The sequence below is a fragment of the Streptacidiphilus sp. MAP5-3 genome (genome assembly GCF_041262505.1).
Lineage (GTDB): Bacteria > Actinomycetota > Actinomycetes > Streptomycetales > Streptomycetaceae > Streptacidiphilus.
This window is the reverse complement of record NZ_JBGCCL010000021.1, coordinates 1-20953: the sequence shown is the minus strand read 5'-3', so window position 1 is coordinate 20953 and position 20953 is coordinate 1. Positions and strand designations below refer to the sequence as shown.

Genomic DNA, 20953 nt, shown 5'->3' with positions numbered 1-20953 from the left:
CCCCGTGCCCCGACGGCGGTCGGCCCACGCGGGGTGGGACGGACGCCGTCAAGGGGGTGATGTGGATGGGTGGCGACGGGCCCTACAGCCGGGCCGACGCTCGGTGGGGAGTCCGCAGCCCTCGGAAGGCGTGCAACTCGTCCATGGTGGGTGGGTCGGCGCCCACGCGGCTGCACGTGGCCGCCGCCGCGTCAGCGGCCAGGCGCAGCGCGGTGAGCAGCGCCGGTGGCGGCTGCGGGGAGCGCGTCGCCGCCCGCAGCGCCGCCCGACCGGGGACCGGCGTGCCCGAACCGCCGTCGCCCTCGCGGCCCTCGCGGCCCTCACCGCTGTCACTGCTGTCGCCGCTCTCGCCGCCGAGCAGCCGGGCCGTGAGCAGGCCGTGGAGCAGCCCGGCCATGAAGGCGTCGCCCGCGCCGACGGTGTCGGCGACGGCCACGGGCACCGACGGGACCTCGCAGCTGCCGTGTCGCCAGAAGGCCGTGGCCCCCGCGTCGCCGCGGGTCAGCACCACCAGCGTCGGGCCCCGCTGGAGCCAGGCCTCGGCAGCCTGCTCCGCGCCGAGGTCCGGGTAGAGCCACTCCAGGTCCTCCGCGCTGGCCTTCACCAGGTCGGCCGCGCTCACCAGGGTCTCCACCCGGGGACGCTCGGCGTCCGGTTCGCCCAGCAGCGCGGGCCGCAGGTTCGGGTCGTACGAGACGGTGGCGTGCGGGTGAGCCGACCGCACCGCGGCCACGACCTGGGTCGCGCCCGGCTCCAGGGACGTGCCCAGCGAGCCGGTGTGCAGGTGGGTGCAGCGCACCGATCCGCTCCCCAGCCGCTGCGCCGTCGGGGTCGGCAGCTCCCAGCGCAGGTCGAAGGTGTAGGCGGGGGAGCCGTCCTGATCGAGGGTCACCGAGGCGGTGGCAGTTCGCCCGGTCACCGTCGATCCGTCGACGAGCTCCACGCCGTCGCCGGTCAGGTGGTCGCGGACCAGCGCTCCGTGGGCGTCGTCACCGATCCGGGTGGCCAGCTGCACCGGCGAGCCCAGGCGGGCCAGCCCCAGGGCCACATTGGCCGGGCTGCCGCCGGGGGTGGCCCGGCGCACGCCCTGATCATCCGTCAGCACATCGACGAGGGCCTCACCGATGACCAGCGTCGGCAGCATCCCCACCGGTGTCTCCGTCCCGTCTCCGTTCGCTCGCATCACGGGGTCACCAGGATCTTCCTGCCCTTGCCGTCCTTGAACCGCTGCAGCGCCTCCGGATAGGCGGCCAGGCCGAACCGGTCGCTGATGAAGACCTCCGGGTCCAGCACCCCGGACGCGAACAGGTCGGCGGCCCGTTCGTAGCTGTGCAGCACCGCCATCGACCCGGTGATGGTGATCTCCTGGTTGTAGATCCGGTAGGGGTCGATGGTGGCGCGGGTCGCGTAGTCGGCCACGCCGAACTGCAGGTAGGTGCCCCCCTTGCCGACCCGGCCGAGCGCGTCCTGGATGGCCTGCGCGTTGCCGGTCGCGTCGATGACGACGTCCCAGCCACGCGGCTGCTCCAGCTCGTCCGGTGAGGCGGCGGCCCGGCTGCAGCCGAGCAGGCGGGCCGTGGCCAGCCGTTCGGGGTTGAGGTCCACCACGTCGACAGCGGCGGCGCCGGTGCGCTTGGCCAGCTCCAGCATCATCAGACCCATCGTGCCGGAGCCGTAGATCAGCACCTGGCTGCCCATCCGGGCGCGCAGCACGTCGTAGCCGCGTACCGCACAGGAGAGCGGTTCGATCAGCGCGGCGTCCTCGGTGCGCACGTGGTCGGGCAGCTTCACGCAGTTGCCCCCGGGCGCGAGGGCGAACTCGGCTGCGGCGCCGGGGCGGGACACCCCGATCGCGTTCCAGCGCTCGCACAGGTTGCCGCGGCCCATGCGGCAGTAGTGGCAGGCGTGGCAGTACAGCGAGGGGTCGACCGCGACCCGGTCGCCGACGGCGAGCCCGACCACGTCCGCGCCCGCGGCCACGATCCGCCCGGCGAACTCGTGCCCGGGGACGATCGGCAGGGTGGGTGCGAACTCGCCCTCCAGGATGTGGAGATCGGTTCCGCACAGCCCGACGGCGGCGACCTCGACGACGACGTCCTCGCGTCCCGGGGTGGGGTCGTCGACCGTGACGACGTCGACCACCCCGGGGGCGCTGATGACGGCTGCCTTCACTTGACGGCTCCCAGCGAGAGGCCCTGGACCAGCTTGTCCTGGGCGGCGAAACCGGCGACGAGAACCGGTACGGAGATGCAGACGGCTGCGGCGCACACCTTCGCCAGGAACAGGCCCTGGCTGGTGACGAACCCGGTGAGGAAGACGGGCGCGGTGCCGGCGACCACGCCGGTGAGCACCCGGGCGAAGAGGAGTTCGTTCCAACTGAAGATGAAGGAGATCAGCGCGGTGGCGGCGATGCCCGGAGCGGCCACCGGGCCCACGATCCTGACCAGCGTCGTCAGCAGGGACGCACCGTCCAGTGAGGCGGCCTCCAGGATCTCCTTGGGTACCTCGCCCAGGAAGGACCGCATCATCCACACCGCGATCGGCAGGTTCATCGACGTGTAGAGGATGATGAGCAGCCAGATGTTGTCCAGCATCCCCGCGTTCTGCGCGATCAGGTAGATCGGCAGCAGCCCGGCGACGACCGGCAGCATCTTGGTGGACAGGAAGAAGAACAGCACGTCGCTCCACTTGCGCACCGGCCTGATCGACAGCGCGTACGCGGCCGGGATGGCCAGCGCCAGCACCAGGAGGGTGGACGCGACGCTCGCGGTCAGCGAGTTGATCAGCGGCGGCCAGGGGCTCACCCCTGTGCCGGCGCCGAAGAACTCCCGGTAGCCCTGCAGGGTCAGCCCGGCGCCGAGGCTCGGCGGGTTGGTCGCGGCGTCCTGCTCGCTGTGCAGGGAGGTGAGCACCATCCAGGCGAACGGCAGGAAGAAGAGCAGCCCGCACAGCCACGCCACCAGGCCCAGCACGGGTCCACCGCGACGGTCGGACTGGTCCCGGCGGGCGGAGCGCCCGCCGGACCGGGAGCGGGAACGGATCACAGCGATGGTCACAGCGTCTCCTCCTTGAGCAGCGACGAGACGGTGCGCAGCGCCAGGGTGGCCAGCAGCAGGGAGCAGATGACGACGATGACGCCCTCGGCCGACGCCTGCCCGTAGTCGTGGCCCTCGTAGAAGGTCTGGTAGACGGCGTAGGGGAGGTTGGCGGTGCCCAGGCCCCCGGACGTGATGGTGAAGACGGCGTCGAAGTTCTGCACCACGTAGATGCTGCCGAGCAGTGCGGCGAGCTCCAGATACCTGCGCAGGTGGGGGAAGGTGAGGTAGCGGAACACCTGCCAGGTCCCGGCCCCGTCGACCCTGGCGGCCTCGACCACGTCCGCCGGGCGGCTCTGCAGACCGGCGAGCAGGATCAGCATCATGAACGGGGTCCACTGCCAGACCAGGGAGGCCTCGACCGAGATCAGCGGCACCGAGGACAGCCAGTCGGGCTGCGGCGCGTGGCTGCTCCCGAACAGGCTCCAGATCCAGGTCAGGCTTCCGTTGAGCAGGCCGTACGTGGCGTTGTAGATCGCGTGCTTCCACAGCAGCGCGGAGGCGACCGGGACCACCAGGAACGGCGTGATCAGCATGGTGCGGACGAGACCGCGACCGAAGAACTTCCGGTCGAGCAGCAGCGCCAGCCCGAGCCCGAGGGCCAGGCTCACCAGCACCACGGTGGCGGTCAGCACGACCGTGGTGAGGATCGCGGAGCGGAGCGTCGGGTCGCTGATGGCGTTGCTGTAGTTGGTCAGCCCGCCGAAGCCGCGGTCGGTCGGGTCAAGTGCGTTCCAGCGCATGAAGGAGATCACCACGGTGCCGACGAAGGGCAGTTGGGTGACGACGATCATGAAGATCAGCGCCGGGAGCAGCGGGGCCCGGCGCGCCCACGCGCTGAGCTGTCTGGGCTTCCTCGACGACGCGGGTGCGGTGACCGCAGGGGAACCGCGACGGGTGGTGATCAGGGGAGTGCTCATGTCGTCCCTCCCTTACTGGCCCGCGTGCTGCGCGGCGACCTTGGCGGCCAGCGACTGACTGGTGCTCAGCGCCTGCCCCACGCTGACCTGGCCCGCGATCGCGGCGCTGATCTGCTGGGAGACCTGGGTGCCCAGATCCTCGAACTCGGGGATGCCGACGAACTGGATGCCGGGAGCGGGCCGCGGCTGCACGCCGGGGTTCTGCGGGTCGGCGGAGTCCAGCGCGGTCAGCGTGGGCTGGGCGAAGGCGGCTGCGGCTGCGGCGTAGCCGGGGTTGGTGTAGGTCGAGGCGCGCTTGCCGGCCGGCACCCGGGACCAGCCGAGCGTGGTGCCGACCAGCTGCTCGTACTGCTTGCTGGAGGCCCAGGAGATGAACTTCCAGGCGTCACTCTGGTGTTGGCTTGCCTTCTGGACGCCCCAGGCCCAGGTGTAGAGCCAGCCGGAGCTCTTGGTCTGGTCGACCGGCGCGGGCACGTAGCCGAGCTTGCCGGCGACGGGCGAGCCGCTGCCCTCCAGGGAACCTGCCGCCGAGGTGGCGTCGTACCACATGGCGACCTTGCCCTGCTCCATGTCGTTCAGGCACTCGGTGAACCCGGACTGCGCGGCGCCGGCTTCGCCGTGGGCGCGGACCAGGTTGACGTAGAAGGACGTCGCCTTGGTGAAGGCGGGGCTGGTCAGCTGGGCCTTCCAGTCCTTGGTGAACCAGGTGCCGCCCATGGTGTTGACCACGGTGGTGAGCGGCGCGATGACCTCGCCCCAACCCGGCTGTCCGCGCAGGCAGATGCCCTTCATGCCGGGCTGGGCCCCGTCGGCCTCGGCGGCCAGCTGGGCCACCTGCTCCCAGGTCGGGTGCGCGGGCATGGTCAGGTGCTTGGCCGCGAAGACGTCCTTGCGGTACATCAGGAAGGACGACTCGCCGTAGAAGGGCTCGGCGTAGATCTGCCCGTTGGCGGTGAGCGACTGCTGGATGCTGGGCAGGATGTCGCTCTGGTCGAAGGTGGGGTCGGCCTGGGCTTCGGCGGAGAGCGGGGCCAGCCAGCCGTTCTTGGCGAAGAACGGCGTCTCGTAGTTGCTGATCGTCGCGACGTCGTACTGGCCGGACTGGCTGGAGAAGTCCTGGGTGATCTTGTCGCGGACGTCGTTCTCCGGCAGGACCGTGAAGTGCACGGCGATGCCCGTCGACTTGGTGAAGTACTTGGCGGTGAGCTGCTGCAGGTCCTCCATCTGCGGGTTGTTCACCATCAGCACGTTGATGGAGTGCGTCGCGCTGCCGCTCCCGCCTCCTGCGCCCGCGCCGGCGCACGCGGTGAGCAGCGAGGCGCTGAGCACCAGGGCGCCCAAGGGCGCGGTGCGGCGGAGGAGGGTTCGTCTGCCGGTCATGTCGTCCTCTTTCCGGTAGTCGGCTTTCCCGGGTGGGGGATGATGCCTGGTGGGGTGGTGCCGGGTGGTGGCCGGGGCAATTAGTACGTGGGCATGACAAATTCCGCTGTGGAGGCGAAGGAAGCAGGTGTGGCTCAGGGGTCCTGATCGCGCGTCCGCTCGCTTCGCGTCAGACCCTGATCACGGTGGGCCCCAGCAGCGAGTAGCGTCGGGCCTCCGCGATGGACAGGCCGGTGTCGGTGACGATCGCCTCGAACTCGCCGACCTGGGCGAACCTGCAGAAGCTGCTGACGCCGAACTTGCTGTGGTCGCCCATGAAGACCCGCCTTCGGGAGACCTCGATCGCCTTCGCCTTGACGTCGGCCACCACGGGATCGGGGGTGGTGAGCCCGTGCTCCCTGGAGATGCCGTTCGATCCCAGGTAGGCCAGGTCGACGACGAATCCGTCGAGCATCGAGCAGGCCCAGGAGCCCACCGTGGCCAGGGTCCTGGCGCGCACCCGCCCGCCGAGCAGCAGCACGGTCAGGTCGGGGGAGTCGGCGACGGCGGCCGCGGTGGTGAGTGAGGCGGTCACCACGGTGAGCGGGCGGTCCACGGGGAGCAGGCCGGCGAGTATCTGCGGGGTGTAGCCCTCGTCGACGAACACCGTCTCCGCGTCACCCAGCAGCTTCACCGCCTCGGTGGCGATCCGCTGCTTGTTCTCCACGTTGCGGTTGACCCGTTGGGCCAGCCCGGTCTCGAAGCCCGCGCTCTCCACGGGGTAGGCGCCGCCGTGGGTGCGGCGGACCAGGCCACGGCGTTGCAACTCGCCGAGGTCGCGCCGGATCGTCTCCGGTGCGACGCCGAGGTCCGCGGCCACCTTGGCCACGTCGATCCGGCCCTCCTGCCGAGCCAGCACGAGGATCCGGTGCTTCCGTTCCTCTGCCTGCATCTGTCCGCCCCCCTCTCCCCATCGCCGGACACGCCGTGCCCGTTCGGACATCGCGCGCCCATTTCCTGCCCGCAACAGAGTTATACCGTTGCTCCCGCCCGTGGCAGCCGCCCGCACACGACCGAAACAAACCCGAAGTCTGCCCGTTTCTCTCATCCCGTCACAGCAGATCAGGACCGGTATTGCGGACCTGAGGCGGATGCGGTATTGCCCGAATGCCCTGCTCCTTCTGCCCGTTTCCACGCCGGTCGGAGACTCGGTCCGCGGGCGGTGTCCGCGGGCGGCACTCGTGGAGCACGATCGTCGCGCAGGTTGCGAGGCGACGATCTTCCGGCATGACGTCGTCAACGACACGACGCGGAGCCGTCCCCGCTCACTCGTTCGTGCGACCGAACGGCCCCACCACCGCCGGATGAGCGGCCGGTCCTGATGGAGTGGGCATCCAGGGCAGGGCAGTTGGACAGATGGGGACGTCCGTGTCGCGCTACGACCATGCCGTGAACATCCCGGAGATCGACGAACTGCGGGCCGCGGTCGCGTCCGCCCGCACCGAGGTGGTGAACCACTGCGTCTACCGGAGGCTGAACAGCATCGGCGACGTCCGGACCTTCACCGAGCACCACGTGTTCGCTGTCTGGGACTTCATGTCGCTGCTCAAGTCCCTGCAGCGCGAGTTGACCTGCGTCGATGTGCCCTGGGTGCCGCACGGCTCGCCGCAGAGCCGCCGGCTGATCAACGACATCGTGCTGGTGGAGGAGAGTGACGAGCTGGGCGAGGGATTCACCAGCCACTTCGAGCTCTACCTGACCGGTATGGAGACGGCCGGTGCCGACACCCGGCCCGTCCAGGGCTTCCTGGCCCGCCTCCGCCGTGGCGACGACGTCCGCACCGCGCTCAAGACCGCCCAGATCCCGGCAGCGGCAGCCGACTTCGTGGAGGCCACCTGGGACCTCATCGAGAACGCGCCGGTGCACCGCCGCGCCGCAGCCTTCGCCTTCGGACGTGAGGACCTCATCCCCGAGATGTTCGACCAGATCGCCGCCATCGACGACCGGGGCGGGCGCCTTGCGCCCTTCCGCGACTACCTGGCACGCCACATCCAGGTCGACGGCGAGGAGCACACCCCGATGGCGATGGCCATGCTCGCCGACCTGTGCGGCGACGACAGCGCGAAATGGCGGGAGTGCGCCGAAACGGTCCGCGCCACGATGCGCGCCCGCCGCACTCTGTGGGACGCGATCACGGATGCTCTCGACGCACCTGAACACGTCCACGGAGCCTCGTGACCTCCGCAGTCTCCGGACCAGGGTGAGGGCCTCTGCAGAGGCGCAATGTGCTGTTGTCGGGCGTAATGGAGGGACCGGCCGATGAACCGCGCCTGAAGTCGATCGAGGTCGGTCGGTGCCTGCGCGACGCGGGATGAAGCGGACGGTGACCGAGAATGAGCGATGAGCGGTGGCTGGTCGGGGCGCATCCCGGCAACCCGCACGGGCTCGGTGAACGTCTGCTCGGATCCCTGATGGACCTGGCCCAGGAGCTGCCGCCGCAGCTCCTCGCGCCCCTGCTCGTCGGCACGGCGCACAAGTTCGGCGGCCGAGAGCTGTCGATCCTGTTGCCGGACTACGGGCAGACGGCGTTGGTTCCGCTACCGGGCCGCGGCCTGACCGCCGGAACGCCCGAACCGATCGCCGACACCACCGCAGGCGCCACCTTCCTGCGCGGCGCCCCGGCCGAGGTCCCACAGGCCGACGGCGTGCGGCTGTACCTGCCGCTGTCCGACAGCGGCAACCACGTCGGAGTGATGGCACTCACCATGGACGCCGTGGACGACGCCGCCAGGAGGCTGCTGCATCAGTTCGCACGCCTGGTCGCGGGTCTCCTACTCGCCAAGAACGGCTACACCGACCGGCTGTGCCAGACCCGGCGCCTCGAACCGATGAGCGTCGCGGCGGAGATCCAGTGGTCCCTGCTGCCCCCGCTCTCGATGTCCGTCCCCCGTGTCGCCGTGGCCGGCATCCTCGAACCGGCGTACGAGGTGGCGGGCGACAGCTTCGACTACGCCCTCAACGACGACCTGCTTCATGTCGCCACGATCGATGCGATGGGCCACGGACTGGACGCCGCCACCATGGCGACGGTCGCCATCGGCGCGTACCGGCACGCCAGGCGCGCCGACGTCGGCCTGGCCGACATCTACTCCTTCATGGACAGCGCCATCGCCGAACAGTTCGGGATCGATCACTTCGTGACCGCCCAGATGATGCGCCTGGACACCAGATCCGGCCACCTGGAGTGGGTGAACGCGGGCCACCCCGCGCCGCTGCTGATCCGGGACCGGGTCGTCGTGGAGCGGCTGGAGGGTGCGACCACGCTGCCGGTGGGGTTCGGTGGCGAGGCGCCGGTGGTCAGCGAGCGGGAGCTGCGGCACGGCGACCAGGTCCTGTGCTTCACCGACGGCCTGGTCGAGGAACGCGGAGCGGGCGGCGAGCAGTTCGGTGAGGAGCAACTCATCGAGGCCGTCAACCAGTTGGAGCGCGTCGACGACGGCGTGCGAGCGATCGTGCGGGCGCTCTCCCACAGCCTCAAGGAGCGACGGGGCGGCCAGACCAGCGACGACGCCACCCTGTTCATGATCGAGTGGCGCTGACCCTTCGAACTCTTCCTAATCAGCCGTCAGTCCTCCCAGTGCACCCCTGCCACCGCATGCACGGGCAGACAGTAGTCGGGGGTTGCCGCGCCCGGAACACGGACATGGATCCACGCGTCGTGGATCCAGACGGACAGACGCATGTTGCCGCTGAACGTCCGCCCGTCCACCTCCACATCGCCGGCGAAGCGGACAACGGCGGGCCGGTAGGGGTCAACCTGCGGTTCCATGCTTCCAGCTTCCTGTGACCGCGCGGGCACTGCACGTCGGGGGCACGGGGTCTCCGGTCAGCGCAGACATCCTGGGCAGGGATGGCGGTGGGCCAGGGCTTCGCCGAGCGGAACCAGGATCACGTCGGGAGTGCCGCCGTCGTTCGTGCGCGCGATGTCCTGGCCTGCCAGGAATATCGTGCAGTCCCCGCGGGAGTGGTAGATGTCGCTTGTCTTGGTGGTGAAGACGGCTGCCGGGGTTGGCATGGCGGGCGCTCCTCGCGGTCGCTGCCTGGTGTCGGGGCTTCGGGGGCTTCGGGGGCTTCGGGGGCTTCGGGGCCGTCGGCGAGGAGCGCTCGGGCGGTCTGCCGGTTGCCAGGACGCGTAGCGGCCGCCATGAGCCGATTCGCCCGCCGAGGGGCGCTCTCCGGTGGCACCACCAGCAGTTCCCACTCCCCGATGCGGTAGGAGAAGAGGGTGATCGCGTGGGGATCGTGGGTGGGCTCGTGCCAGTTCACTCGTACGTCGTGGGATCCGGCCGGGACGCTGTGGGACAGCTCGGTCCACGCGGTGACCTGGACGGCGGCCCCGGTGATGCGACCCCATATGCCGTCCAACTCTTCGATCAAGTCGGGGAGTTGCTCGGAGAGGTTGTGTGAGTGCGGCCACCAGGCGCCGCTGAGTCGGGACGGCGGACCCTCGGGGGTCAGCGCCAGCCGCAGCGAAGGTCGGGCCTGCGCGACGGCCGCGAGCGCGGGGCCGGTGTTCGTGGTCATGGGGGTGACTGCCTTCTCCGTCGCCGGCCCGGTCCCAGTCGTGGGTCCGGGTTCGTATCGTTGGCCTCGTGGCGCTTCGGAACCGGTCGTCAGGGACCGCGCTTCGTCCGCCGGGCGCCGGTTCCGAGCCGGTGGAGGTGCCAACGGTGCGGCTGGGCCGTCGTCGGCAGCGCGGCGTGCCGGGCGTTGGCCAGCTGGATGAGCAGCGCGCAGGCGCTGATCATGGCGACGAGCGCGAGGACGGTGAAGAGCGTTGTCATCGTTCCCACCGTCCCTCGGACACGAGGATCCGGCCGATGGGCCTGAGCGGGGGAGACTCCGCCCGGGGCGGGGGGAGAGTGACGGAGGGCAGCCGAAGCAGTGACACGGACATGGTGCGCGTCCCGTCCCCGGGCCTGCGCGCAGGCCCGGTGTCGGCGTTCGCCGAGAACGACAGGGGCACTGCAGCCGGTGTTCGGAAAACCCTCGGTGATTTGAGCCTACTCCGCGCCATGCCGCGGGGGGCCGACCCCGGGTCCCCGATTCCGGCGTGGCCCGGGAACGTCGCCGGGACCGGACCTCGCCGGGGTGCGGGTGCTCGCTGCCCGCGGCCTCGCGCGGCCCGCCGGCAGCCACGCCACCGCGGCCCCACGGGAGTAGCGTGGAATCGGGCCCGAAGCGGCTCGGCGCGTCGGCCTCCGGGCCGACCGACGTCGGCCGTCGGGCGCGGTGGTCCGCGGCGGACAGGCGGTGTTCCATGAGTGTCGATCCTTCGACGCCGGCAGCGGGACGGCTGCTACCGGACACGCACGACTGGCCGCAGGCGCCCGGCGCGGTGGTGCTGCGGTTGGAGACGACGGCCTCCCGGCTGGGGACTCACGACGGCGCCTGGTGGCCGCGCTCACGCGACCTGACCAAGGAGCTTCCGGCACTGGTCACGGCGGTGGCGGAGTCCGTGGGGCCGATCGAACGGGTGGGCCTGGACGCCGCCGCCTGGGACGACGTACCGGGACGGATGACCGTCGACGACCGCGTCGTCCACATCGACTGGTTCCCTGTCGGCGACGACACCGTGATCCTCACCCGCGGCGCCCACGACCACTTCCTGCTCCTGGTCGTCCCTCCCGACGCCGACCCCGCGGCCGCGCATGCCGCCATGGCTGCGGCCGTGCTGGCCGGTGCCTCGGACACGGCCCAGCAGATCTTCGTCAAGACCGGTATCACACCTGCCGGGTGACCGCCGATCAGGCGCCCGACGGAGCTCGGCGGACGCGGGAGGTCCGCATCGCCCGCATCCGGCCTGGCGCAACCGTGGCGGCTGTCGGAGTCCGCGCGGCACGTTCCTTGCCGCCTCGGCAAAGAACGTGCCGTCGACCTGCCACCTTGGTGCTCCTTTGGGTGCACGATGGAAGTGACACACCCCTGATCTCCGAATCGGCATGTACTCCCCAGTGGATTCCCCTTCGGCCCGGGGCGGCGCGCGGCCGAGGTCCGATCGTTGGCCTCGGCAGCGACGACGCCCGGAGGAGCAGGTCGCCACCGGACGACCCGATCGGATCCCACGTGGGTGGTGGCGACAGAGGAGATGACCATGTTCGGTTATCGTGTTCCGGCTCCGGACCAGGCGATGCTGATCTCCGGAGGCCGACGGGGGATGGGGACGGCCCCGTTCCGTGTCGTCACCGGTCACGGCGCGTTCGTCTCGCCGGTGTTCCGCAAGACCCGCTTCCTGACCCTCGCGATGTGCGAGGCGGAGGTCGACGAGAACTGCGTCACGCACCAGGGCATCGCGCTGACGGTGCGGGCGGTGATCGCCTTCAAGGTCGGCAACGACAAGGAGAGCATCGTCAACGCCGGCCAGCGGTTCCTGTCCGACCAGGACCAGATGTCGGTGCTGACCGGCCGGATCTTCGCCGGTCACCTGCGGTCGATCATCGGTTCGATGACGGTCGAGGAGATCGTGACCGAGCGGCAGAAGCTGGCCACGGAGGTGCTGGAGACCTCCAAGGCCGAGATGGGCAAGATCGGCCTGATCGTCGACTCGTTGCAGATCCAGTCGATCGACGACGGGCAGACCGGCTACATCGCGGCGATGGCGGCCCCGCACCAGGCCGCGATCCAGCGTCAGGCGAAGATCGCCCAGGCCCAGGCCACTCAGGCCTCCGCCGAGGCGGAGCAGGCCGCCGCCCGGAACCAGGCCGAGTACGCCCGGCAGACGGCGGTGGTGAAGGCGCAGTACACGGCCGAGGTGGACCGGGCCCAGGCGCAGGCCGCGCAGGCTGGTCCGCTGGCCGCCGCGCACGCCCAGCAGGAGGTGCTGACCGCACAGACGGAGCTGGCCCAGCGGGCCGCGGAGCTGCGTGAGCAGCAGCTGGTCGCGGAGGTCGTGCGGCCCGCGGAGGCGGAGGCGGAGCGGATCCGGGTGCTGGCGCTGGCGGAGGCCGAGCGGATGAAGATCCAGGCGGAGGCGGCGGCGTCCAACGACCGCGTGGCCCTGGACCGGATGCTGATCGACCAGCTGCCGTTGATCGTCAAGGAGGCGGCGGGCGGCCTGGCCGGCGCGAACGTCAACGTGTTGAACGGCGCGGACGGCCTCGGCGAGATCGCGGCCGGGCTGGTCGGGCAGGGCCTGACGATCCTGGACTCGGTCCGACAGAACCTCGGCACCTCCCGCACGCTCCCGGACGGTGAGGGAACACCGCGCGCACGGCACCTCGGCACGGTGGAATGACACCGGGTCGGATCCGTGGAGACCGGGGAGCGTGGTCTCTCCGGTCCGCGTGAGCAGCTGACCGACCGGGCGACGCCTCGCGGAGAGGAGTCGCCCGGTCGGTCAAGTGCTCACTCGCTCGGCGGTGATGACGCCCCGTTCGAAACCAGCCGATCGGTGGTGCCAGGCTGCCGACGGACCGCCTGTCCCGGCCCCGGCCGTGTCGCTCGGTCGGCCAGGGTGTCCCGGCCGTAACCTGGAGGCGGCCGTTGGCCTGCGCCGGTATTCCCCGGGCGCGGCCAGGCGCAGGTGGTGGCTCAGCCTCGGCCTTTGGTTCGTGTCGTCTGATTCGTGTCGTCGGCAGGAGCGGGACATGGACTTCGTCGTCGTCGTGGAGATCCCCCAGGGATCCCGCAACAAGTACGAGATGGACCACGCTCTCGGGCGCATCCGGTTGGACCGGATGCTCTTCACTTCCACCCGGTACCCGGCCGACTACGGCTACGTCGAAGGCACGCTCGGACTGGACGGCGAGCCGCTGGACGCACTCGTTCTGGGCGGCGACCCCACCTTCCCGGGGGTGCTGATCCGCTGCCGTGCCCTGGGCATGTTCCGCATGAACGACCAGCAGGGCGAGGACGACAAGGTGCTGTGCGTCCCGGCCACCGACCCCCGGATGGACCACCTGCACGAGCTCGGCGACGTGTTCGCCCACGACCTCCGGGAGATCCAGCACTTCTTCGAGGTCTACAAGGATCTGGAACCCGGCAAGTCGTTCGACGGCGCGTCGTCCTGGCTCGCCCGGTCGGCGGCCGAGCAGGAGATCACCGCGGCACGCGCCCGGACGCACAGCGGACCGGCGCCGGACGAACTCTGATCCGCCCCTGCGCGGAGCGGCCGGCGATCTTCGCCGCTTCGGCGAGGTCAGCGGGGCTGGGGTGAGCGGGGGATCTGGTCGGTGTCGAATTCGCCGTCGGCGATCAACCGGGCCAGGTGCGAGAGCTGGTGATGGTGGGAGCGGGCGTAGACGCGGAACGCCGCGAACGCCTCGTCCGGGGTGACCTGCCAGCGCTCGGCCAGGATGCCCTTGACCTGCTCCAGGACGATCCGGCTGGTCAGTGCGTACTGGAGCTGTCCGCGCTCGGTCTCGCTGTGGGCCAGGGTGCGCTGCTGCAGGATGGCGATGGTGGCCACGTCCGCGAGCGCCTGGGCCAGGGCGGTGTCCGCGTCACTCAGGGCGTTGTCCCTGGTCTGGAACAGGCCGAGAGCGCCGATGACGCGCCCGCGCAGCCGCAACGGGATCGCGTTGGTGGACAGGAAGCCGGACTGCAGGGCGGCCGGGGTGAACTGCGGCCACGCCTTGGTGACTTTCGGGTCCTCCAGGTCGATGTTGGTGCGCGGCCGGCCGCTGCGGTAGCACTCGACACACGGGCCCTGGTCGTGCTGCAGGGCGAAGAGCTCCAGCAGCCGGGTGTTCTCGTCCGAGGCGGCCAGCACCTGCAGCACGTCGTGCTCGTCGGCCAGCAGCACCCCGCACGCCGCAACGTCCAGCAGTTGCACACAGTGCTCGGACAACCGCTGGAGGAAATCGATCAGGTCGAAGTCATCGATCAGGGAGTCGGCGACCTCCACGAAGATCTTGGTGAGTTGCTGCTCGCGGGCCATGGCGATCAGTCCTTGTCTGAGACGGGCAACGGAGTGCCGTTGCCGTTGCCGTTGAGGTCCAGGCGCAGTCGTCGCGCGACCACGTCCCGGGAGACGTCGGTGAGTGGCCGGCCGCTGCTGTAAGCATGCGCGCGCAGCCGCAGCAGAGCCTGAGTCAGGGGCACGTCGAGCTGGACGCTGACCATGCCGGTGGCCTGGTGCACGACCGCGTGCAACAGAACGTCGGTGGAATCGGCCGGAACGGCCCCGTCCAGGCCTGGTAGGACGCTCCCCAGAGCGTGCCCGGCCAGGGTGTGCGCCAGGACCAGCGCGTCACCGACCTGCCCGTCGGCCAGTGACCCCGCCGTCCGGCGCACCAGGGTCAGCACGCCGACGCGGATCGCCCCGATGCCCATCGGGAAGCAGAACACCGCGCGGGCCGCCAGTCCGGCTGCCTCCACGCTCAGAGCCGGCCAGCGGTCGGGCCGCACCCGCGCAAGGTCGGGCACCAGCACCATCGCGCCGCTGCGCACGGCCTCGGGACCGGGGCCCTCGCCGAGGGTGAACTGCAGGTCCTCGAACCTGCCGGCGGCCTCGTCGGTGCACCACATCAGCTCCACCCGGTCACCCCCGGTCGCCAGGGAGACCGTCAGCCCGGCAACGCCCAGGGTTTCAGCGGCCCGGGCAGCGACGTCCGCTGTGGCGTCGAACCCGTCGTCGAGCTGGAGCAGTCGCAGAACTTCGGCCATGCCGTCACTGATCACCAGTTGTCCTGTTCCAGACGACCCTGGGGGCGTTGCAGGTCGGTGCCCGCCTGATCCTCCCCAGGTGGGAACGGGACGTCCCGCCGAGAGCCGGCGAGGAGGGCGCAGCTCCCGCCCGGTGGGACCACCGTACCGCGCTCCCCACCGCGCCGGTGCGCAGGGAACGACCGAGAACCTACGTCAACAGGGTAGTCCGGGATCTGCGTCCGGGATCTGCGGTACCGGCCCGGTCCCGAAACGGATGCGGGGAGGCGGACCGGCACTACGCCGGGCGTGCGGGCTGCGGCGCGAGCAGGACGTTCTCGGTACGGGTCAGGGCGAACAATCGCGCAATCGTCGGTGCCGGGTGGTGCAGTCGCACCGATGCGCCTACCGCAGCGGCGCGGTGGTAGGCGTCCAGGAACGCGCTCACGCCGCTGCAGTCGCAGAAGTCGACGTAGCTGAGATCGACATCGATGCTGCGCATGCCGTCGAGCAGGCACCGAGTCAGGGTCTGGCGAACCAGTGGGGCGGACTCCAGGTCGATCTCACCGATCAGGGTGATCTCTGTACTGGTCCCGCGATCCTGCCGCTCGACCGTGAACGTCGCCGCCCCCGCTCGCGGCCGGGGAAGGCGGTGGTTGATGATCATGCATCGAGTCACGATGCTCTCCACGGACATCCAGATCTCCTCGGCTGTCTCGTCTGTGAGACCGCCGTGGTCTGGGGCAGTCGGAGCAAGGCCGCAGAAGCGGCCTGGGGCCGAGCGTTGGGGCAGCTGTGTCGTACCGGCTTCGACCGTGCGCGCCGACCAGGCAAACAGATGTTCTGCTGCGAACTGTACGACTTGCCGAGGCCCGCTGCTACCACCCGGAGCGTGGGAGATGCCGGACTGTGCGAGCGCGGGCCGGTTCTTGACGCTGACGGGCAGGTCCTTGGTCGCGTGTGCGGGCCCGACGCGCGGGTAGATGTCGGTTGTGGCCAGCGGCGATGCCCATCACCACGCCGGACGCACCTTCCGGTTGCGCGCGGCGGATCGCCGTGCCCGTGGCGCGGCCCGACGGTGGCGGCACACCGGCGAGGAGGCCCGGTGGGCGCGGAGCGATCTGCCGGCGAGACGTCTGCTCGCGCGCGTGTTCGCGTGTCTGTTCGTCGCGGGGGCGGCGGGGTTCGCGGTCCTCGCCGCGGGCGCACCACGCGCCGACCGAGGCTTCGACGCGGCTGTCGCCGCCGTGTGCGCGGTGTTCGCGGCGGTCGCCGTAGCGGACCTGGCAGTCCTGCGGCGGCGCTTCGCGGAGCAGGAGCGATGGGGAAGGGACTCGGGCCCGAACCGGCTTGGAGGCGGTCATGGCGCGGCTGACGATTCACGGCGGTGAGCTGGTGGCCCGGCCGTCCTGGCTTGAACGACCGGTGATGCGGCACGGGCCGGTGCGCGTACCCCTCACCGTCGTGGCGCGTGTCGAGGTCCTCGCCGAGCCATGGCGCTGCCTGCGCGGCAGCCGAGAGAGCGGCCTGTCGATCCCCGACAGGGCGTGGCTGGGGGTGTGGCAGCACCCGGCCGGGCGTGACTGGATCGCAGTGCGTCCCTGGCGCGGTCCTGTCCTGCTGGTCGAGTTGCGGCCGCCGGCCGAGTTCGCCCGCGTCGCCCTCTCCGTGGCCGATCCGCAGGCGCAGGCGGCGCGCCTGCGCGCGGCCGTCGACGAGGCACGACGACGAGAGGGTGTCGCAGCAGCATCCTGAGGTCGACCGAACAGCCGGGGATCACTCGACCCGGTGACCGCACGGCCGGAAGCGCAGCATGGGCCGGCCCGCCGCACCCTCGAACTCGATCGCGGTCGGCACCCGGCCGCACCTCGGGCAACGCGGCAGGTCGCCGTCGCGTGCCCGCCGGAGCAGACTCTCGAACTGTCCGGCAGGGATCGGCGCGATGCTCTCGACGGGCGTCGGCTCTCCGGCACTCTCCCAGTGGTCGGGCCCACCGTCGCGCCACTCGACGTCAGCGGTGTCGAACACGCCGTGCTCTTCCAGGAGCAGCCACAGATCGGCCAGGTCGGCAGCAACGCCGACGTCGCGGCCGTCGACCTCGACCGGGCGGCCGACGGGGTGCCCAGGGCCGGACTCGATGCCGTAGACGATCACACGGTGGCTGCTCACCCCACCTCCACTCGGACGAACGTCCCCGTGCGGGCGACGCTGCAGAGCGCGGCCTGCTCGTGCCCGAACGGCACGTGGCGGTGCCCGACGTGCAGCTCGTGGTCGACCGGCAACATCGACATCACGCTGCTTTCGCTTCGACGATGTGGGCCTCCGCGGCCGCGCGCTTGACCGCCTCGCAGCCCGCCTTCGCCTCCTCCTGGGAGGCGTAGCCCTGTCCCTCGGCCACGGTCTCGCCGTTGTCGGCCTTGAGATGCCAGTGCCACTCGTTGTTCTCGGCCTGCCAGACTTCGAAGTGCGCGGGCATGCCGGCCTCCCGTGGTCCTGGTCTCCTGGCTTCCAGGGTGCGACCAGGGTGGCGGGTCGGCATCTCGGACCATGGGCGATTCACCGACGCGGCACGGCATCACGGCGGGCCGCAGCTACGCGGTGAGTTCGTCGAGGAGGGCGTTCAGTTCCCGGCGGCGTTGCCGTCGGTGCCAGGGCTGCCAGTGGCCGCCGAGTTCGCGTGCTCCCTGTGGTGCCGGGACGATCAGGACCGGGCACATCGCCCGGGTGATGCAGCGCCGGGCGACGGACCGTCGGGGCGGCCACCACGAGTGACGCCGCTGCGGTGCGGCGACGACGAGCAGGTCCTCGTCCCGGCAGGCGGACGCCGTCAGCGCCTGGTGCAGGGGGAGGCCCTCGGTCTCGATGGACACCACCACGTCACCTGGCACGCCGCCCATCGCCTGGTCGAATGCGTGCCGAGCGGCTGCCAGCGCGTTTCGCTTCAGCGCCCACCGGGGGTCCTCCGCCGCGAAGGGCTGGGGACCCACTCCGGTGGTCCACCCTCCGCTTTCTGGTTCGGCCGGCGGACGGTACGTCCGGACCGCTCGCACCTCCATGCCGCGGCGACGTGCCATCTCCACCGCCTCGCGCAGTGCCCGCAGCCCTGCGAGCGAGTCGTCCACACCGACGACGACCCGGCCGGGGTTCCGCTGCCGCATGGTCGATCACCGTCCTCGCTTCACCTGGCCCGGTGTCACCAACGCTGAGGTTCTCGGCTGTTCAGGCCCCGCCGTCTGGCCAGTGCTATCGCGGCGAGCAGCGTCCACCAGGCCGCGTCCGCCAACAGGACCGTGACGGCGAGCAGAAGCACATCCGCGCTGCGCACGGTGAATGCCACGGCGAGCAGGAAGGCGCCGAGCGCCAGCCCGGCCAGCCCGACCACGCGGCGGAGACTGTGGCGGCGGTGTCGCGGCGGAGCCCAGGCGTGGAAGCATTCCAGCAGGTGCACCAGGTCGGGTTCGCTCGCGCGCAGGTGCTCCTCGATGTCGGACAATGCGCGTCGCTCGTACTGGGAAAGCATCGCGTGCGCCTCCCGCGTTCCGGTTCTGGGACTCAGGCGCCGACAGCAGGTTGGCATGGAATCGGACCAGCCCAGCCGAGCTTCCAGAGATCAGCCGCAGCCCGGCGCGTCCCTGATCGGGCGGTGATGCTGTTCGCGGACATCCAGGCCCCTCGGCTGTCGAGTCTGGGACACCGCCGGGGTCTGGGGCAGCTGGAGTGGTCGCCGCTGGAGCGGCCGACTCAGTCGGTCTGGCCGAGGCGCCAGAGCACAGGGCTTCGGGCGTTCGAACCCGCCAATAACGCATATCCGCAATCGACTCTACGCCGTGGTGCAGCAGCCTGACACCGCACGGACTGTCCCGCTGTCCCGGACCAGCCGAAGCACCGGTCGGCCCGGCCGGAGGCGTCGCCGTCGGCCCGGTCCACCGCGCCGTCGGCGGATCTTGCCCTGGTGGCTCGGGGCAGGGAGCCTCGCCGGCCGAGGTACGTCACGGTATGCGCATTCCATCTGTCCGTGTTGGGATGGTGCCTGACGCCTGGGGTCCGACTGTCCTGAAGCCCCCGACACGACCTCCCCGTCGTCACCCCGTGAAGCTGCACAGGAGGAGTGGTTCGGTGTCTTGCGGGGCTCTTCACCAGGAAAGCCAAGGCTGCGCGCTTCCGACGCACCCTACGGGCACGACGGTCGTCACAATTCCGGCCGCCGATCACCATGGTTCTTGACCTCACCGTGTTCGGCCTGGCCATCACACTCGAGCCGGTGCCGGTCATCACGTTCATCCTCCTGCTGTCCGCAGAGCGGGGACTGTACAAGGGGCTGGCGTTCATCCTGGCCTGGCTCTCGTCGCTCGTCCTCGTCCTGGCCCTCGTGGTGCTGGCGACGGGGGGCACCCCGCCCGCGCGCAGCTCCACGTCCTCCACCGCGGTCCTCGGCATCAAACTGGCTCTTGGCGTCGGGCTGATCGCCTACGGGGCACACAGGCGCCGCCGACTCGGCCGTCCTCGTACGCGACCCGCGTGGACCGCCCGGCTCAACCGCGTCTCTGTCTGGACCGCGTCGGGACTGGCTGTTCTGGTGCAGCCGTGGGGACTCGTCGCAGCCGGCTGCGCGACGGCGGTCGACGCCGACATGTCCCGAGCCGCCACCTACCTGGCCCTCACGGGGTTCTGCCTGCTTTCCACGGCGAGTCTCCTGGTGATGCAGCTCTACGCCACGTTCGCACCAGAGGCGGCCCAGGACCGGTTGACGAGACTCAGCGGGTGGATCGAGAGCCACGAAGACCAGGCCATCGTCGCGATCTCCCTGCTTGCCGGCCTCTGGCTGGTCAGCAAGAGCATCTCTCAACTAGTCGGCTGACCCGCGCCGTCCGGCGAACAGACAGACAGCGTCTCCACTGCCGGAAACGGTCGGACGTGCTCGGCGCAGGCGGGCATTCTCTCGGGAAACGTGGTGATCGTCGCGGTGCTGTGGGACGGCCGCGCTCCCCGGCTGCCGGCCTCGCTCCGTGAGAGCTCGCGGGCAGCGCGGCCCAGCAGGCTGCGACGCTCGGCTTGGGCCGGTTGCTGCCGGGGCCGCCGCGACCTGGGGCTCGGACCAGGCCTTGGTCGCCGGGCGCGGCATCCGCACGCGGAGCGATAATGCAAGGGATCGCTCCGCAGCAGGTCGGTGCTGCTGCTATCGACCCGGGGTACAGAGACCGGAGGATTGCCATGGCTCTTGTGGCGTCACCGTCAGCTCCTGTAAGTGTCGGCGTAGGTCCGCCCAAGTTCATCACCCCACCGCGGCCGCTGTGGTGGGCGGACCAGCGGCAGGCCGTCGGCTATCCGCTCTTGGCGATCGGGGTCTGGCTGTTCGTCACGCTCTGGGTGCTCGACTACCCGCAGACCGGGCCCGCCCAGGACGCCCACCTGAACGAGATCATGGTGGGGATCGTGGTCTTCCTCAACGCCCTGGCGCGTCTGATGCGTGACCCCTCAAGGGTCAGCGACGGGGTTGTCGCGCTGGCGGGCGCATGGCTGCTGGTCGCTCCGTTCGTTGTGGGCTACACCAGCTATGCTGAGGCGGGTGATGCGGCGGTCGTCGATGTGGTGACCGGAGGCGTGCTCATTGTGCTGGCGCTCTACAGCGCCTTCGCGCTGAAGTTCTCCGAGCGGCTCTTCCAGCGCCAGGCCCGCCGGGCCCGCCGGGCGTGATCCGGCCTCTGCGCACCGGCTGTGCGCCGCGGTTCACGGACCGACAAGTAGCTCTTGAATCAGGATGGCGACTGCCGTAGCGGCGAGGGACCAGCCGAAGAGGCGGGCTCGCAGCGTCGAATAGCGGGCGGTGTATTCCTGCCGCATGGCGTTGCTGCGTTCGGCGAGGCGGCGGATGGTGGCACGGGAGGTTTCCATGCGATCGGCCGTGTAGACGCGGATCACCTCTTCGCGTTGGGC

The 20953-nt window shown here is 70.6% G+C and carries 25 protein-coding genes and 2 pseudogenes; 8 read left to right on the top strand and 19 right to left on the bottom strand.

What is annotated here, in order from left to right:
- Nucleotides 1-82 precede the first annotated feature (82 nt).
- The 6 genes from ABH928_RS26080 to ABH928_RS26055 form a co-directional block, all read right to left on the bottom strand.
- On the bottom strand, nt 83-1183 hold the full coding sequence (locus tag ABH928_RS26080) for a carbohydrate kinase (RefSeq protein ID WP_370070669.1): 1101 nt from the start codon (nt 1181-1183) through the stop codon (nt 83-85).
- A complete protein-coding gene (locus ABH928_RS26075; RefSeq protein WP_370070667.1) occupies nt 1183-2172 on the bottom strand; it encodes a zinc-dependent alcohol dehydrogenase family protein in 990 nt (329 codons plus the stop codon). Before ABH928_RS26075 ends, ABH928_RS26080 begins: the two co-directional genes overlap by 1 nt.
- Nucleotides 2169-3041 (bottom strand): carbohydrate ABC transporter permease, encoded by an 873-nt coding sequence (locus ABH928_RS26070; protein WP_370070843.1) that lies wholly within the window; start codon nt 3039-3041, stop codon nt 2169-2171. Before ABH928_RS26070 ends, ABH928_RS26075 begins: the two co-directional genes overlap by 4 nt.
- Before the next feature lie 11 nt (nt 3042-3052).
- The gene (locus ABH928_RS26065; RefSeq protein ID WP_370070665.1) at nt 3053-4015 is read right to left on the bottom strand and encodes a carbohydrate ABC transporter permease; all 963 of its coding nucleotides are present in this window, start codon (nt 4013-4015) and stop codon (nt 3053-3055) included.
- A 12-nt stretch (nt 4016-4027) separates the two neighbouring features.
- On the bottom strand, nt 4028-5395 hold the full coding sequence (locus ABH928_RS26060) for an ABC transporter substrate-binding protein (RefSeq protein ID WP_370070663.1): 1368 nt from the start codon (nt 5393-5395) through the stop codon (nt 4028-4030).
- A 169-nt stretch (nt 5396-5564) separates the two neighbouring features.
- Entirely contained in the window at nt 5565-6326 is a 762-nt protein-coding gene (locus ABH928_RS26055; RefSeq protein WP_370070661.1) for a DeoR/GlpR family DNA-binding transcription regulator, read from the bottom strand.
- Nucleotides 6327-6802: 476 nt separating this feature from the next.
- Here ABH928_RS26055 and ABH928_RS26050 point away from each other — a divergent pair, with 476 nt between their 5' ends.
- Together ABH928_RS26050 and ABH928_RS26045 are read left to right on the top strand one after the other, a co-directional pair.
- Complete coding sequence (locus ABH928_RS26050; protein ID WP_370070659.1) at nt 6803-7612, top strand: DUF3050 domain-containing protein; 810 nt, start codon at nt 6803-6805, stop codon at nt 7610-7612.
- A gap of 155 nt (nt 7613-7767) precedes the next feature.
- Nucleotides 7768-8973: a PP2C family protein-serine/threonine phosphatase gene (locus tag ABH928_RS26045; protein WP_370070657.1), complete on the top strand. Its 1206-nt coding sequence runs from the start codon at nt 7768-7770 to the stop codon at nt 8971-8973.
- A 26-nt stretch (nt 8974-8999) separates the two neighbouring features.
- Here the strand turns inward: ABH928_RS26045 and ABH928_RS26040 are convergent, their stop codons facing one another.
- The 4 genes and pseudogenes from ABH928_RS26040 to ABH928_RS26025 form a co-directional block, all read right to left on the bottom strand.
- Complete coding sequence (locus ABH928_RS26040) at nt 9000-9203, bottom strand: hypothetical protein (RefSeq protein WP_370070655.1); 204 nt, start codon at nt 9201-9203, stop codon at nt 9000-9002.
- Between the two features lie 57 nt (nt 9204-9260).
- Nucleotides 9261-9449 (bottom strand): hypothetical protein, encoded by a 189-nt coding sequence (locus ABH928_RS26035; protein ID WP_370070855.1) that lies wholly within the window; start codon nt 9447-9449, stop codon nt 9261-9263.
- 131 nt (nt 9450-9580) lie between these two features.
- Nucleotides 9581-9958: pseudogene (locus tag ABH928_RS26030) on the bottom strand (DUF5994 family protein); the annotation flags it as partial.
- Between the two features lie 89 nt (nt 9959-10047).
- A complete protein-coding gene (locus ABH928_RS26025; protein ID WP_370070653.1) occupies nt 10048-10218 on the bottom strand; it encodes a hypothetical protein in 171 nt (56 codons plus the stop codon).
- A 476-nt stretch (nt 10219-10694) separates the two neighbouring features.
- On the opposite strand from ABH928_RS26025, the gene ABH928_RS26020 reads away from it, so the two are divergent.
- From ABH928_RS26020 to ABH928_RS26010, 3 genes are all read left to right on the top strand, one after another.
- Nucleotides 10695-11174: a DUF5994 family protein gene (locus ABH928_RS26020; protein WP_370070651.1), complete on the top strand. Its 480-nt coding sequence runs from the start codon at nt 10695-10697 to the stop codon at nt 11172-11174.
- A gap of 354 nt (nt 11175-11528) precedes the next feature.
- The gene (locus ABH928_RS26015) at nt 11529-12668 is read left to right on the top strand and encodes an SPFH domain-containing protein (RefSeq protein WP_370070649.1); all 1140 of its coding nucleotides are present in this window, start codon (nt 11529-11531) and stop codon (nt 12666-12668) included.
- 352 nt (nt 12669-13020) lie between these two features.
- A complete protein-coding gene (locus ABH928_RS26010; RefSeq protein ID WP_370070647.1) occupies nt 13021-13524 on the top strand; it encodes an inorganic diphosphatase in 504 nt (167 codons plus the stop codon).
- Between the two features lie 47 nt (nt 13525-13571).
- Here ABH928_RS26010 and ABH928_RS26005 read toward each other — a convergent pair whose 3' ends face one another.
- From ABH928_RS26005 to ABH928_RS25995, 3 genes are all read right to left on the bottom strand, one after another.
- Entirely contained in the window at nt 13572-14312 is a 741-nt protein-coding gene (locus ABH928_RS26005; RefSeq protein ID WP_370070645.1) for a GAF and ANTAR domain-containing protein, read from the bottom strand.
- Nucleotides 14313-14317: 5 nt separating this feature from the next.
- Nucleotides 14318-15040 carry an ANTAR domain-containing protein gene (locus tag ABH928_RS26000; RefSeq protein WP_370070643.1) on the bottom strand — a complete coding sequence of 241 codons (723 nt, stop codon included), beginning with the start codon at nt 15038-15040 and terminating at the stop codon, nt 14318-14320.
- Between the two features lie 277 nt (nt 15041-15317).
- The gene (locus tag ABH928_RS25995; protein WP_370070641.1) at nt 15318-15716 is read right to left on the bottom strand and encodes an STAS domain-containing protein; all 399 of its coding nucleotides are present in this window, start codon (nt 15714-15716) and stop codon (nt 15318-15320) included.
- A 665-nt stretch (nt 15717-16381) separates the two neighbouring features.
- Here ABH928_RS25995 and ABH928_RS25990 point away from each other — a divergent pair.
- Nucleotides 16382-16774 carry a hypothetical protein gene (locus tag ABH928_RS25990; protein ID WP_370070639.1) on the top strand — a complete coding sequence of 131 codons (393 nt, stop codon included), beginning with the start codon at nt 16382-16384 and terminating at the stop codon, nt 16772-16774.
- A 21-nt stretch (nt 16775-16795) separates the two neighbouring features.
- Here the strand turns inward: ABH928_RS25990 and ABH928_RS25985 are convergent, their stop codons facing one another.
- The 5 genes from ABH928_RS25985 to ABH928_RS25965 all read right to left on the bottom strand — a co-directional run bounded on the left by ABH928_RS25985 (nt 16796) and on the right by ABH928_RS25965 (nt 18539).
- Complete coding sequence (locus ABH928_RS25985; RefSeq protein ID WP_370070637.1) at nt 16796-17188, bottom strand: hypothetical protein; 393 nt, start codon at nt 17186-17188, stop codon at nt 16796-16798.
- The gene (locus ABH928_RS25980; RefSeq protein WP_370070635.1) at nt 17185-17310 is read right to left on the bottom strand and encodes a hypothetical protein; all 126 of its coding nucleotides are present in this window, start codon (nt 17308-17310) and stop codon (nt 17185-17187) included. The genes ABH928_RS25985 and ABH928_RS25980 overlap by 4 nt, the downstream gene beginning before the upstream one ends.
- Entirely contained in the window at nt 17310-17495 is a 186-nt protein-coding gene (locus ABH928_RS25975; RefSeq protein ID WP_370070633.1) for a YegP family protein, read from the bottom strand. Before ABH928_RS25975 ends, ABH928_RS25980 begins: the two co-directional genes overlap by 1 nt.
- A 115-nt stretch (nt 17496-17610) precedes the next feature.
- Nucleotides 17611-18177: a universal stress protein gene (locus ABH928_RS25970; protein WP_370070631.1), complete on the bottom strand. Its 567-nt coding sequence runs from the start codon at nt 18175-18177 to the stop codon at nt 17611-17613.
- Nucleotides 18178-18212: 35 nt separating this feature from the next.
- On the bottom strand, nt 18213-18539 hold the full coding sequence (locus tag ABH928_RS25965; RefSeq protein ID WP_370070629.1) for a DUF3040 domain-containing protein: 327 nt from the start codon (nt 18537-18539) through the stop codon (nt 18213-18215).
- Nucleotides 18540-19250: 711 nt separating this feature from the next.
- On the opposite strand from ABH928_RS25965, the gene ABH928_RS25960 reads away from it, so the two are divergent.
- Together ABH928_RS25960 and ABH928_RS25955 are read left to right on the top strand one after the other, a co-directional pair.
- Nucleotides 19251-19877: a GAP family protein gene (locus tag ABH928_RS25960; RefSeq protein ID WP_370070627.1), complete on the top strand. Its 627-nt coding sequence runs from the start codon at nt 19251-19253 to the stop codon at nt 19875-19877.
- 353 nt (nt 19878-20230) lie between these two features.
- Nucleotides 20231-20713, top strand: coding sequence for an SPW repeat protein (locus ABH928_RS25955; RefSeq protein ID WP_370070625.1), 483 nt, complete (start codon nt 20231-20233; stop codon nt 20711-20713).
- A gap of 33 nt (nt 20714-20746) precedes the next feature.
- Here the strand turns inward: ABH928_RS25955 and ABH928_RS25950 are convergent.
- Nucleotides 20747-20953 (bottom strand): annotated as a pseudogene (locus tag ABH928_RS25950) (hypothetical protein); the annotation flags it as partial.